Source organism: Burkholderia cepacia ATCC 25416, from assembly GCF_001411495.1.
In the GTDB taxonomy this organism is placed as follows: Bacteria; Pseudomonadota; Gammaproteobacteria; order Burkholderiales; family Burkholderiaceae; genus Burkholderia; species Burkholderia cepacia.
Genome location: NZ_CP012981.1, coordinates 2,730,176 through 2,743,120 on the forward strand (window position 1 = coordinate 2,730,176; position 12,945 = coordinate 2,743,120).

The window sequence follows — 12,945 nt, forward strand, 5'->3', positions numbered from 1 at the left end:
CCATGGATTTCTCGCTGCTGCTCGCCAATCTGCCGTACCTGCTCGTCGGCGCGTTCCCGGAAGGGCCGCTCGGCGGTGCCGCGCTGTCGCTGCTGCTCGCGATCGCGTCGGCCGTCGCATCGGCCGTGCTCGGCATCGCGCTCGGCGTTGCCATGGCGCTCGCGCGCGGCCCTGTGCGTGTGCTGCTGCTCGCGTTCATCGGCTTCTTCCGCGCGATTCCCGTGCTGATGCTGATTTTCTGGACCTACTTCCTGATGCCCGTGCTGCTGCACATGGACGTGCCGGGGCTCGCGACGGTCGTGTGCGCGCTCGCGCTGATCGGCGGTGCGTATCTCGCGCACGCGGTGCATGCGGGCATCGTCGCGGCCGGCGACGGGCAATGGCAGGCCGGGCTGTCGCTCGGTCTCACGCGCTGGCAGACGGTGCGCTACGTGCTGCTGCCGCAGGCGATCCGGATCATGACGCCGTCGTTCATCAATCAGTGGGTCGCGCTCGTGAAGGACACGTCGCTCGCCTATATCGTCGGCGTGCCTGAACTGTCGTTCGTCGCGACGCAGGTGAACAACCGGCTGATGGTGTATCCGGCGCAGATCTTCCTGTTCGTCGCGCTGATCTACCTGGTGCTGTGTACGTCGCTCGACGGCGCGGCACGCTGGCTGCTGTCACGCCGTCCGCGAACGCAACGCGCCGCGGATGCGGCGGCCGAGTACACGGAACCGGCGCGGTAACGGCGAGCCGCGGCCGCATCGACGTGCCGGTGAGGCGGCAGTGTCGCGGAATCTTCGCGGCGGACAACGCGCCGGGCTGGTCGGGCCCGGCGGGCAGTACGCACAAGGAAGGGGGAGGGGCGGCCGCGCGCCGCTGTTCGTCGAGCGACGGCGGGCGGCCGGTGCATCACGACGCGGCGTAGTGCGTATTGAAGACCGCGCGCAGCGTCGACGTGTCGGTCGCGAAATCGCCCCACAGCGGCCCGTCGTTCTGCGCGAACGCGAACGGCGCCGTATTGATCGACGCGAGACGGAAGCGCCATTGCGCCGCTTCCTGGCGGAATGCGGTGAGCTGCATGTCGGACAGCGCCGTCTGCGCGCTCGCGAGCGTGACGAGCGGGTCGACCGGATTGTTCGCGACCCGCACCTCGAAGTGCAGGTGCGGGCCTGTCGCGGCGCCGGTCATCCCGACCGAGCCGATGCGCTGGCCCTGCTTCACGGTTTCGCCCGTCTTGAGGCCGTGCGCGAACGCCGACAGGTGCGCGTAGTAGGTCGAGTAACCGTCGGCGTGATCGACGATCACGTAGCGGCCGTAGCCGCCCGGATCGGTGCCGACGAACGACACGACGCCGTCGGCCGCCGCGTCGACGGGCGTGCCGGTCGGCGCGGCGAGATCGACGCCCGTGTGGAACGCCATCGCCTGCGACAGCGGATGGACGCGCTCGCCGAAGAACGAGCTGATGCGCGTCCATTTGACCGGCATCGTGAATGCGGCGGCTTCGAGCGGCGAGCCGTCGAGCGCGTAGTACGCGCCGTGCTCGGCGCCCGGCGCGCGGAACCAGATCGCGCCGAACGTGCGGCCGGCGACGCGCAGCTCGAGCGCGGTAAGGCGCGGCGTGCCGTCGTTCGTATCGAACGCGACGCGGTAGTAGTCGCCGCGCTGCGCGCTCGCGCGCATCGCGACCTTGCCGCTGACGAGATCGCCGAGCTGGATGCGCACCTCGGGCGGCACGTCGAGACGGTTCAGCGTGTCGGACAGCGTGAGCTCGATGTCGCCCGCGCGCATGCCGTGCCGGTTTTCGGGGGCCGCGAACTGGAACAGGTTCGCATAACCGAGCATGTCGTTGCGGTGCGCGCTGAGCGGCGCGAACAGGCCCGGCTGCTGGCTGCGGTCGTGGTGTTCGTCGGAATCGTTGCGCTCGCCGATCGTGCGGGCGAGCTCGCTCGTCACGAAATGCTGCGCGGTGGGAAACGGCGTGTCGGACAGCACGCGCTGCGGCAGCGCGGCCGTGCCCGAGTCGACGGCGCCCGGCAGTTGCGACACGGCCGGCAGCGCGGCGAGGCCGAGTGCGGCGAGGGCGCCGAGCACGGCGGCCGGCACGAGCGCGCGCACGACGCGCTGCGCGCGGCCGGGCGCGAAAGCATCAGGGGTAGCGGCAGACTTGACCAAGGTGTCCACATCCAGGAAAGCGGTTCAAAGGGGTGTGGGCAGGGGCCGCCGGCGGCACATCCGTCGGGCGGCGACGGGGGCGGGCGGCGGGCGTGCAACAAAACAGGCCCCGCCAGGGGCCTGTGTCGTTTCCGTTCGACCCAACGCGCGGGGCGGGCCCGCTTCGAACGGCGGCGTGCATACCGGGTCGAACCCGGTTATCACGAAGACGCTAAAGAAAGATGACAGCGCCAGTCTACCGGTGTTCCGCACAACGTTAAAAATTTTAAAGAGGGTCAGCTCATTCGTTTCGCAGTGCGGTAAATCGGGTTAAATCAGCATTTATTACGACAAATTTCGTCAGTCCGGCAATTTGTGCGCGCGGCCGCGCAACGCGGCGGACGTGCGCACGGTGTCGAAGCCGGCGTCGAGCATGGCCTCGGCGTCGTTCCACAGGTTGCCGCGCAGCCGGTTGGTCCAGATCATCGACGCGAACACGCCTTCGAGCAGCGACACGAGATAGACGGCGGCCAGGTGCACGTCGAGATCGGCGGCGAGTTCACCGGCCGCGATCGCGCGACGCAGCAGCGCCTTCGTGATCCGCAGCATCTGCAATTCGAGCAGCATGCGGCGGCGCTGCAGCGCGCCGTTTTCCTCGCTCTGTTCGCACTTCGTATAGAGGATCACGAGCACGCGCTGCATCGGGCCTGGCTCGCCGCATTCCTGCAGATAGTGCGAGGCGGCGCGCCGCAGCGTGGCGAGCGGCGGCAGCCCGTCGCCCGCGTCGAAGCCTTCCGACGTGCGCGCGAACGCGCGGTCGCACATCGCCAGACACACTTCCATCTTGTTGCGGTAGTGGCCGTAGACGGCGCCGCGCGACATCCCGGCGGCCTCGGCGAGATCCGCCATCGCGGTTTGCGCGACGCCTTTCTCGAGCAGCACGAGTTCGGCGGCATCGAGGATCCGGTGCTTGATGGCGAGCGATTCTTCGCGGGTCTTGCGGGCCATGTCCTGAAATTCCTTACAGTTCGCTGTCGTTTTATTGAGACAGTATGACGGTCAGATTGAAGCGGCACGTATTTAATCAATCGTGACTGATTATAATCGGCCACCCTGAGCCGCCGCATTGTATCGGCGGCGAACGATCCGAGGTCACATATGAATAACAATCGCTCCCTGTTGCGCCACCGGCTGGCGCCGTTCGCGCTGGCGGCCGTGCTGGCCCTGGCCGGATGTGGAAAGGGCGACAAGGACGCCGCGCCGGAGGCCGCGAAACAGGCGACGGTCGTGACGGTGCGTCCGACGGCCGTGCCGATGACCGTCGAATTGCCGGGCCGGCTCGATGCATACCGGCAGGCGGAAGTGCGCGCGCGGGTCGCGGGCATCGTGACCGCACGCACCTACGAGGAAGGCCAGGAAGTGAAGCAGGGCGCGGTGCTGTTCCGCATCGATCCCGCGCCGCTGAAGGCCGCGCGCGACGCCGCGCAGGGGGCGCTCGCGAAGGCGCAGGCTGCCGCGCTCGCGGCGAGCGACAAGCGCCGCCGTTACGACGATCTCGTGCGCGATCGCGCGGTGAGCGAGCGCGACCACACCGAGGCCGTTGCCGGCGACACGCAGGCGAAGGCCGACGTTGCGTCCGCGAAGGCGGAACTCGCACGGGCGCAGTTGCAGCTCGACTATGCGACGGTCACCGCGCCGATCGCGGGCCGCGCACGGCGCGCGCTCGTGACCGAGGGTGCGCTCGTCGGCCAGGACCAGGCGACACCGCTCACGACCGTCGAACAGCTCGACCCGATCTACGTGAACTTCTCGCAGCCGGCCGCCGACGTCGACGCGTTGCGCCGGGCGGTGAAGAGCGGACGCGCGACGGGTATCGCGCAGCACGACATCACGGTGACGCTGCTGCGCGCCGACGGCACCGCGTATCCGCTGAAGGGCAAGCTGCTGTTCAGCGATCTCGCGGTCGATCCGACCACCGACACCGTCGCGATGCGCGCGCTGTTCCCGAATCCGGAGCGCGAACTGCTGCCGGGCGCGTACGTGCGGATCGCGCTCGACACGGCGGTCGACCAGCGGGCGATCCTCGTGCCGCGCGATGCGCTGCTGCGCACGGCCGACCGCACGTCGGTGCGCGTGGTCGGCACGAACGGCAAGGTCAAGGACGTCGAGGTCGCCGCCGACCAGATGAGCGGCCACGACTGGCGCATCACGCGCGGCCTCGCGGGCGGCGAGCGCGTGATCGTCGACGATGCCGCGCAGTTCGCGCCCGATACGGCCGTCAAGCCCGTCGAGAAGGCGCCGCCGTCGAAAGCGGCGCCGGCAGCGGCCGCTTCGCAGGCGGCCGCCCGTCAAACCTGACCGGTTAACACCACACCACCATGGCACGTTTCTTCATCGATCGCCCCGTCTTCGCATGGGTGATCGCAATCTTCATCATGCTGGGCGGCGCATTCGCGATCCGCTCGCTGCCCGTTGCGCAGTACCCGGACATCGCGCCGCCCGTCGTCAGCATCTATGCGACGTACCCGGGCGCATCCGCGCAGGTCGTCGAGGAATCGGTGACCGCGCTGATCGAGCGCGAAATGAACGGCGCGCCGGGGCTGATGTATACGTCCGCGACGAGCAGCACCGGCGCGGCGTCGCTGTACCTGACGTTCAAGCAGGGCGTCAACGCCGATCTCGCGGCCGTCGAAGTGCAGAACCGGCTGAAGACGGTCGATGCGCGGCTGCCGGAACCGGTGCGGCGCGACGGCATCCAGGTCGAGAAGGCCGCCGACAACATCCAGCTCGTGGTGTCGCTGACATCCGACGACGGGCGGATGACGGACGTGCAGCTCGGCGAATATGCGTCGGCGAACGTCGTGCAGGCGCTGCGCCGTGTCGACGGCGTCGGCCGGGTGCAGTTCTGGGGCGCCGAATATGCGATGCGGATCTGGCCCGACCCGGTGAAGATGGCCGGGCACGGCCTCACCGCGTCGGATATCGCGTCGGCGGTGCGCGCGCACAACGCACGCGTGACGATCGGCGACATCGGCCGCACCGCGGTGCCGGCCAGCGCACCGATCGCGGCGACCGTGTTCGCCGATGCGCCGCTGAAGACGCCGGCCGAGTTCGGCGCGATCGCGCTGCGCACGCAGGCCGACGGCTCCGCGCTGTATCTGCGCGACGTCGCGCGCGTCGAGTTCGGCGGCAACGACTACAACTACCCGTCGTACGTGAACGGCAAGGTCGCGACCGGGATGGGCATCAAGCTCGCGCCGGGCTCGAACGCGGTATCCACCGAGAAGCGCGTGCGCGCGACGATGGACGAGCTGTCCGCGTATTTCCCGCCGGGCGTGAAGTACCAGATCCCGTACGAGACGTCGTCGTTCGTGCGCGTGTCGATGAACAAGGTCGTCACGACGCTGATCGAGGCCGGCGTGCTCGTGTTCCTCGTGATGTTCCTGTTCATGCAGAACCTGCGCGCGACGCTGATCCCGACGCTCGTCGTGCCGGTCGCGCTCGCGGGCACGTTCGGCGTGATGTATGCGGCCGGTTTCTCGATCAACGTGCTGACGATGTTCGGGATGGTGCTCGCGATCGGCATCCTCGTCGACGACGCGATCGTCGTGGTCGAGAACGTCGAGCGGCTGATGGTCGAGGAGGGGCTCGGGCCGTACGACGCGACCGTCAAGGCGATGAAGCAGATCAGCGGCGCGATCGTCGGCATCACCGTGGTGCTGACGTCGGTGTTCGTGCCGATGGCGTTCTTCGGCGGCGCGGTGGGCAACATCTACCGGCAGTTCGCGCTGTCGCTCGCGGTGTCGATCGGTTTCTCGGCCTTCCTCGCGCTGTCGCTCACGCCGGCACTGTGCGCGACGCTGCTCAGGCCCGTGTCCGGCGAACATCACGAGAAGCGCGGCTTCTTCGGCTGGTTCAACCGCTTCGTCGCGCGTTCGACGCAGCGCTACGCGACGCGCGTGGGCAAGATGCTGAAGAAGCCGGTGCGCTGGCTCGTCGTGTACGGCGCGCTGACCGCGGCCGCGGGGCTGATGCTCACGCAACTGCCGACCGCGTTCCTGCCGGACGAGGACCAGGGCAACTTCATGGTGATGGTGATCCGACCGCAAGGCACGCCGCTCGCGGAAACGATGCAGAGCGTGCGGGAAGTCGAGTCGTACATCCGCCATGACGAGCCGGCCGCGTATACGTTCGCGCTCGGCGGCTTCAACCTGTACGGCGAAGGGCCGAACGGCGGGATGATCTTCGTCACGCTGAAGAACTGGAAGGAGCGCAAGGCCGCGGACGCGCACGTGCAGGCGATCGTCGCGCGCATCAACGAGCGCTTCGCGGGCACGCCGAACACGACGGTGTTCGCGATGAACTCGCCGGCGCTGCCCGATCTCGGCTCGTCGAGCGGTTTCGACTTCCGGCTGCAGAACCGCGGCGGGCTCGACTACGCGACGTTCAGCGCCGCGCGCGAGCAGCTGCTCGGGGCGGGCCGCAAGGATCCCGCGTTGACCGACCTGATGTTCGCCGGCACGCAGGACGCGCCGCAGCTGAAGCTCGACATCGATCGTGCGAAGGCGTCCGCGCTCGGCGTGTCCATGGATGAGATCAACACGACGCTCGCGGTGATGTTCGGCTCCGACTATATCGGCGACTTCATGCACGGCACGCAGGTGCGGCGCGTGATCGTGCAGGCCGACGGGCTGCACCGGCTCGATCCGGACGACGTGAAGAAGCTGCGCGTGCGCAACTCGCATGGCGAGATGGTGCCGCTCGCGGCGTTCACGACGCTGCACTGGACGCTCGGGCCGCCGCAGCTCACGCGCTACAACGGCTTTCCGTCGTTCACGATCAACGGCTCGGCCGCGCAGGGCCACAGCAGCGGCGAGGCAATGGCCGCGATCGAGCAACTCGCGGCGAAGCTGCCGGCCGGCACCGGTTATGCGTGGTCGGGGCAGTCGTTCGAGGAGCGGCTGTCGGGCGCGCAGGCGCCGATGCTGTTCGCGCTGTCGGTGCTCGTCGTGTTCCTCGCGCTCGCGGCGCTCTACGAGAGCTGGTCGATTCCGTTCGCGGTGATGCTGGTCGTGCCGCTCGGCGTGATCGGCGCGGTGCTCGGCGTCACGCTGCGGATGATGCCGAACGACATCTACTTCAAGGTGGGGCTGATCGCGACGATCGGATTGTCCGCGAAGAACGCGATCCTGATCGTCGAAGTCGCGAAGGACCTGGTCGCGCAGCGCATGTCGCTCGTCGACGCCGCGCTCGAGGCCGCGCGCCTGCGGCTGCGGCCGATCGTGATGACGTCGCTCGCGTTCGGCGTCGGCGTGCTGCCGCTCGCGTTCGCGTCGGGCGCCGCGTCCGGCGCGCAGATGGCGATCGGCACCGGCGTGCTCGGCGGCGTGATCACGGCGACCGTGCTCGCGGTGTTCCTCGTTCCGCTGTTTTTCGTGATCGTCGGCCGCCTATTCGACGTCGGCCCGCGCCGGCGCGGCGGAGCGCAGCCGGCGGCGATGGAGGGTTCTCAATGATGTTTGCGCTGAATGCACAGGCAGCGCTGCGGGTTCAGGTTGCGCTGGCCGCCGCGCTCGCGCTGGCCGGCTGCACGCTCGCACCGCGTTACGAGCGGCCGGCGGCGCCCGTGCCGGCGACCTATGCGCCGGTCGACGGCAGTGCCGCGCCGGCGGCGGCCGCGGCATCGCCCGCCGATGCCGCGTTGCTCGACGACTGGCGCGCGTACTTCACCGATGCCGCGCTGCAGGCGTGGATCGACGCGGCGCTCGCGAACAACCGCGACCTGCGGGTCGCCGCCGGCCGGCTCGAGGAAGCGCGCGCACTCTACGGCGTGCAGCGCGCGGACCTGATGCCGTCGGTCGATGCGAATCTGGGTTATGAGCGTGCGCGCCAGTACGACCCGGTCGTGCGCGAAAGCGCGATCAGCGGGCTGTATCGTGCGGGCGTCGGCGTCAGCGCGTACGAGCTCGACCTGTTCGGCCGCGTGCGCAGCCTGTCAGACGCGGCACTCGCCGAGTATTTCGCGACGGCCGACGCGCAACGCACGGTGCGCATCGGCGTGATCGCCGACGTGGCGGGCGCGTACGTGTCGGAGCGCTCGCTGCACGAGCAGCTCGCGCTGGCGCAGCGCACGCTGGACGCGCGCGAACGCATGGCCGCGCTTACGCAGCGTCGTTATGCGGCCGGCACGAGCGACGCGATCGAGCTGCGCTCGGCCGAGATGCTGGTGGCATCCGCGCGCGCATCGCAGGCCGCGCTGCAGCGCGAGCATGCGCAGTCGGTGCGGGCGCTGCAGTTGCTCGCGGGCGACTTCGCGCGCAACGTGCCCGGCGACACGACCGCGCTCGACGGGCTGTCGATCGCGCCCGTGGCGCCCGGCGCACCGAGTGCGCTGCTCGAACGGCGGCCGGACATTCGGCAGGCGGAAGCGCGGCTGAAGGCCGCCAACGCGCAGATCGGCGCCGCGCGCGCGGCGTTCTTTCCGCGCATCACGCTGACGAGCGACTACGGCTCGGTCAGCGATGCGTTCTCGAGCCTGTTTGCCGGCGGCACCAGCGTATGGACGTTCGCGCCGCGCATCACGTTGCCGATCTTCGCGGGCGGACGCAACCGCGCAAACCTCGACGTCGCGAACGCGCGCAAGCACATCGCGGTGGCCGATTACGAGAAGACGGTGCAAACCGCGTTCCGCGAAGTGGCCGACGCATTCGCCGCGCGCGACTGGATCGATCGCCAGCTCGCCGCGCAGCAGGACGTGTATGCGGCCGACGGCGCGCGGCTGAAGCTCGCGGAACGCCGCTACGCGGGCGGCGTCGCGACGTATCTCGAACTCCTCGACGCGCAGCGCAGCACGTACGAGTCGGGGCAGGAACTGATCCGGCTCAAGCAGCTCAGGCTCGCGAATGCGATCGCGCTGTACCGCGCGCTCGGCGGCGGCTGGTCGCCGGCGTCGGCGGAGGCCGCGGCTTCCGCGTAATGCCCGTCGCCTGACGCCGCAGCGCGTCGGGCGGCATGACGGCGGTGGTACGTTTCGACGTGCTGCCGCCGCTTCCTTCGATCCATACCGCTGGTTCCAGCGATATCTTTCCCCATCGACAGGCCGGTCGGGACGTTTTTCATCCTGCGGCAACGCACGCGTGCGCGTTGCGGAACAGCCGTCGTCTTGCGATCGCTCATGCGTGCGATTTACGATCCGGAATTGACAAACGAATTAACCCTATATCGGAAATAATGAGGGCGGCAAAGTGTCGCGGTAAAACGTTTGTATTCATGTCGCAATCGTTTGCGCGAAAAAATTGCATTGATTGAATCGCCGGTTAATTTCCTGTTTGTTGAAAATGATTTGATATTGGCGTTGTCGTCGGACAACGATGGCGGCTATGGACAATGTTTTGTCATTTTCGAGAATGATTTGCCGGAGTCAATGCCAGCAAGGGTGAGCGGGGAGGTTGTGGCTATCGATCGAAAATATCCTTAATCTTCAATTGTTTCCGAAGAATAAAAAAGGACTGCGGATAAAAATTCCGGGATTGAAAATTGACGAGAAATAGTGCGGATCTAGAGGGGTAAATCGAACATTGTCAGATGCATTTGACAATGATTTACAGAAAACTTTCACGATTATCTCGATAATGCCGCCTCGTGACGGACGGGAGCCACCACACGCTACCGTTTGAGTCCGCCACGTCATCTATTCCATTTGCAGTCCTTTCGGGAAACGTCATGAAAAAATCCATCCTGACCGCTGTCGCACTCGCGGCCCTGTCGACCTCGGCCTTCGCAGCGGGCACCGGCACGATCAACTTCACGGGCGAGATCGTCGCGGGCGCATGCGGCATCGATTCGGGCTCGGTCAACCAGACCGTGAACCTCGGCAAGGTGCCGACCAACGTGTTCAAGCAAGCTGGCGACAAGTCCACGCCGACCAACTTCGACATCAAGCTGACCGACTGCGACACGAGCGTCGCGCAGAACGCGTACTTCACGTTCACGGGCACGTCGAGCGCGGGCCAGCCGAAGCTGCTCGCCACGATCGGTTCGGCAACCAACGTCGGCATCCGCCTGCAGGCAGCGTCGGGCGAATACCTCGACAACGGCGCCGAGCAGAAGGCACCGACCGTGCTGCAAAACGGCACGAACGTCGCACGCTTCGCGGCCATGTACGAAGCGACCGCAGCCGGCGTGACGCCGGGTACCGCCGAAGGCGTGGCGAACTTCACCGTCCGCTACCAGTAAGCCGCCGTACCGGGGAAGGGTGCGCGCACCCTTCCTCGTTCGTATTTCCTCATCTCCTCCTTCGTTGGACTTCCGGTAGCGCCGCGTGCGAATCAGACATTCCTTCCTTTGCGTCTCCGTGCTGGTTGTCGGCAGCCAGAGCCATGCGACGGAATTCAATTCGTCGTTCCTGAGCATCGACGGCTCGAACAACGTCGATCTGTCGCAGTTCTCGCAGGCGGACTTCACGCTGCCCGGCGAGTACATGCTCGACGTACAGGTCAACGACCTGTTCTACGGGCTGCAGGCGATCGAGTTCATCGCCGTCGACGCGTCGGGGGCCGGCAAACCGTGCCTGCGCCCGGAACTCGTCGCGCAGTTCGGGCTGAAGCCGTCGCTCGCGAAGGACCTGCCGCGCTTCCAGGGTGGACGTTGCGTCGATCTCGGCGCGATCGAGGGGGCGACCGTGCGCTACCTGAAAAGCGACGGGCGGCTCAAGATCACGATTCCGCAGGCTGCGCTCGAGTTCAACGATACGACCTACCTGCCGCCGGAGCGCTGGTCGGAAGGGATCCCCGGCGCGATGCTCGACTATCGCGTGATCGCGAACACGAACCGCAACTTCGGCACGGGTGGCGGGCAAACGAATTCGATCCAGGCCTACGGGACGGTTGGCGCGAACTGGGATGCATGGCGCTTTCGCGGCGACTACCAGGCGCAATCGAACGTGGGCAATACGGCCTACGCGGACCGCACGTTCCGCTTCAGCCGGCTTTATGCATTTCGCGCGCTGCCGTCGATCCAGTCGACGGTGACGTTCGGCGACGACTACCTGACGTCCGACATTTTCGATACGTTCGCGCTGACGGGCGCGTCGATCCGCAGCGACGACCGCATGCTGCCGCCTTCGCTGCGCGGTTATGCGCCGCTGATCTCGGGCGTCGCGCGCACCAACGCGACCGTGACCGTGTCCCAGGCGGGCCGCGTGTTGTACGTGACGCGCGTGTCGCCGGGCGCCTTCGCGCTGCAGAACATCAATACGAGCGTGCAGGGCACGCTCGACGTTGCAGTCGAGGAAGAGGACGGCAGCGTGCAGCGCTTCCAGGTGACGACGGCCGCCGTGCCGTTCCTCGCGCGCGCCGGGCAATTGCGCTACAAGGCCGCCGTCGGCAAGCCGCGGCTCTTTGGCGGCGCCGGCATCACGCCGTTCTTCGGCTTCGGTGAAATCGCCTACGGCCTGCCGTTCGACGTCACCGCGTATGGCGGTTTCATCGCCGCGTCGGGCTACACGTCGATCGCGCTCGGCGTGGGCCGCGACTTCGGCGCGTTCGGCGCGCTGTCGGCCGACGTCACGCATGCGCGGGCACGCCTGTGGTGGAACGGCGCGACGCGCAACGGCAACTCGTACCGCATCAACTATTCGAAGCACTTCGACGGGCTCGATGCCGACGTGCGTTTCTTCGGTTATCGCTTCTCCGAGCGCGAATACACGAACTTCGCGCAGTTCTCGGGCGACCCGACCGCGTACGGCCTCGCCAACAGCAAGCAGCGCTACTCGGCGACGCTGTCGAAGCGTTTCGGCGACACGTCGACTTATTTCTCGTACGACCAGACGACCTACTGGGAACGTGCGAACGAGCAGCGCGTCGGCCTCACGCTGACGCGCGCGTTCTCGATCGGCACGCTGCGCAACCTGAACGTGAGCGTATCGGCCTTCCGCACGCAGAGCGCCGGTGCAAGCGGCAACCAGGTCTCCGTCACCGCGACGCTGCCGATCGGCGGCCGCCACACTGTCACGTCGAACCTGACGACGGGCAGCGGCAGCATGAGCGTGAACGCCGGTTATATCTACGACGATCCGGATGGCCGCACCTACCAGGTCAACGCGGGCGCGACCGACGGACGGGCGTCGGCGAACGCGAGCTACCGCCAGCGCTCGTCGGCGTATCAGCTGACCGCGCAGGCGTCGACGCTCGCCAATGCGTATGCGGCCGCGTCGCTCGAAGTCGACGGCTCGTTTGTCGCGACGCAATACGGCGTCGCGGCGCACGCGAACGGCAACGCGGGCGACACGCGGTTGCTGGTGTCGACCGACGGCGTGCCCGACGTGCCGCTGTCCGGCACGCTCTCGCATACCGATTCGCGCGGTTATACGGTGCTCGACGGCATCTCGCCGTACAACGTCTACGACGCGACGGTCAACGTCGAGAAGCTGCCGCTCGAGGTGCAGGTGTCGAACCCGATCCAGCGCATGGTGCTGACCGACGGCGCGATCGGCTTCGTGAAGTTCTCCGCCGCGCGCGGCAGCAACCTGTACCTGACACTGACCGACCCGGTCGGCAAACCGCTGCCGTTCGGCGCATCGGTGCAGGACATGGCGAACGGCAAGGAACTCGGCATCGTCGGCGAGGGCGGCGCGGCGTTCCTGACCCAGGTTCAACCGAAATCCACGCTGGCGGTGCGCGCGGGCGAACGCACGCTCTGCACGATCGACACGCTGCCGAACCAGCTCCAACTCGAAGGCACGCCGATTCCGGTGACGTGCCAGACGCCCGGCGAGTCGCATGCAGCGGCCGCACGGGTCGAACGATGAAT

8 protein-coding genes are annotated in these 12,945 nt (G+C 67.4%); 6 read left to right on the forward strand and 2 right to left on the reverse strand.

Annotated features, from left to right (window positions below):
- The first annotated feature begins 2 nt into the window (after positions 1–2).
- Positions 3–728 (forward strand): amino acid ABC transporter permease, encoded by a 726-nt coding sequence (locus APZ15_RS12670; RefSeq protein ID WP_027787461.1) that lies wholly within the window; start codon positions 3–5, stop codon positions 726–728.
- Positions 729–894: 166 nt separating this feature from the next.
- On the opposite strand, the gene APZ15_RS12675 is transcribed toward APZ15_RS12670, so the two are convergent.
- Both APZ15_RS12675 and APZ15_RS12680 read right to left on the reverse strand, forming a co-directional pair.
- Entirely contained in the window at positions 895–2,157 is a 1,263-nt protein-coding gene (locus APZ15_RS12675; protein WP_027787460.1) for a M23 family metallopeptidase, read from the reverse strand.
- Positions 2,158–2,496: 339 nt separating this feature from the next.
- Complete coding sequence (locus tag APZ15_RS12680) at positions 2,497–3,144, reverse strand: TetR family transcriptional regulator (protein WP_027787459.1); 648 nt, start codon at positions 3,142–3,144, stop codon at positions 2,497–2,499.
- A 150-nt stretch (positions 3,145–3,294) separates the two neighbouring features.
- Between APZ15_RS12680 and APZ15_RS12685 the strand changes: the two genes are divergently transcribed.
- From APZ15_RS12685 to APZ15_RS12705, 5 genes are all read left to right on the forward strand, one after another.
- Entirely contained in the window at positions 3,295–4,494 is a 1,200-nt protein-coding gene (locus APZ15_RS12685) for a MexX/AxyX family multidrug efflux RND transporter periplasmic adaptor subunit (RefSeq protein WP_027787458.1), read from the forward strand.
- A 20-nt stretch (positions 4,495–4,514) separates the two neighbouring features.
- Positions 4,515–7,652 carry a multidrug efflux RND transporter permease subunit gene (locus APZ15_RS12690; RefSeq protein WP_027787457.1) on the forward strand — a complete coding sequence of 1,046 codons (3,138 nt, stop codon included), beginning with the start codon at positions 4,515–4,517 and terminating at the stop codon, positions 7,650–7,652.
- On the forward strand, positions 7,652–9,112 hold the full coding sequence (locus APZ15_RS12695; protein ID WP_027787456.1) for an efflux transporter outer membrane subunit: 1,461 nt from the start codon (positions 7,652–7,654) through the stop codon (positions 9,110–9,112). Before APZ15_RS12690 ends, APZ15_RS12695 begins: the two co-directional genes overlap by 1 nt.
- Positions 9,113–9,858: 746 nt before the next feature.
- Positions 9,859–10,371: a fimbrial protein gene (locus tag APZ15_RS12700; RefSeq protein WP_027787455.1), complete on the forward strand. Its 513-nt coding sequence runs from the start codon at positions 9,859–9,861 to the stop codon at positions 10,369–10,371.
- Positions 10,372–10,456: 85 nt separating this feature from the next.
- Entirely contained in the window at positions 10,457–12,943 is a 2,487-nt protein-coding gene (locus APZ15_RS12705; protein ID WP_455768388.1) for a fimbria/pilus outer membrane usher protein, read from the forward strand.
- The last annotated feature ends 2 nt before the right edge of the window (positions 12,944–12,945 follow it).

Bases quoted from the DNA above. Each gene is read 5' to 3' on its own strand.
- APZ15_RS12680 (WP_027787459.1), bottom strand. From the start codon at position 3,144: ATGGCCCGCAAGACCCGCGAAGAATCGCTCGCCATCAAGCACCGGATC.
- APZ15_RS12700 (WP_027787455.1), top strand. From the start codon at position 9,859: ATGAAAAAATCCATCCTGACCGCTGTCGCACTCGCGGCCCTGTCGACC.
- APZ15_RS12685 (WP_027787458.1), top strand. From the start codon at position 3,295: ATGAATAACAATCGCTCCCTGTTGCGCCACCGGCTGGCGCCGTTCGCG.
- APZ15_RS12695 (WP_027787456.1), top strand. From the start codon at position 7,652: ATGTTTGCGCTGAATGCACAGGCAGCGCTGCGGGTTCAGGTTGCGCTG.
- APZ15_RS12690 (WP_027787457.1), top strand. From the start codon at position 4,515: ATGGCACGTTTCTTCATCGATCGCCCCGTCTTCGCATGGGTGATCGCA.
- APZ15_RS12670 (WP_027787461.1), top strand. From the start codon at position 3: ATGGATTTCTCGCTGCTGCTCGCCAATCTGCCGTACCTGCTCGTCGGC.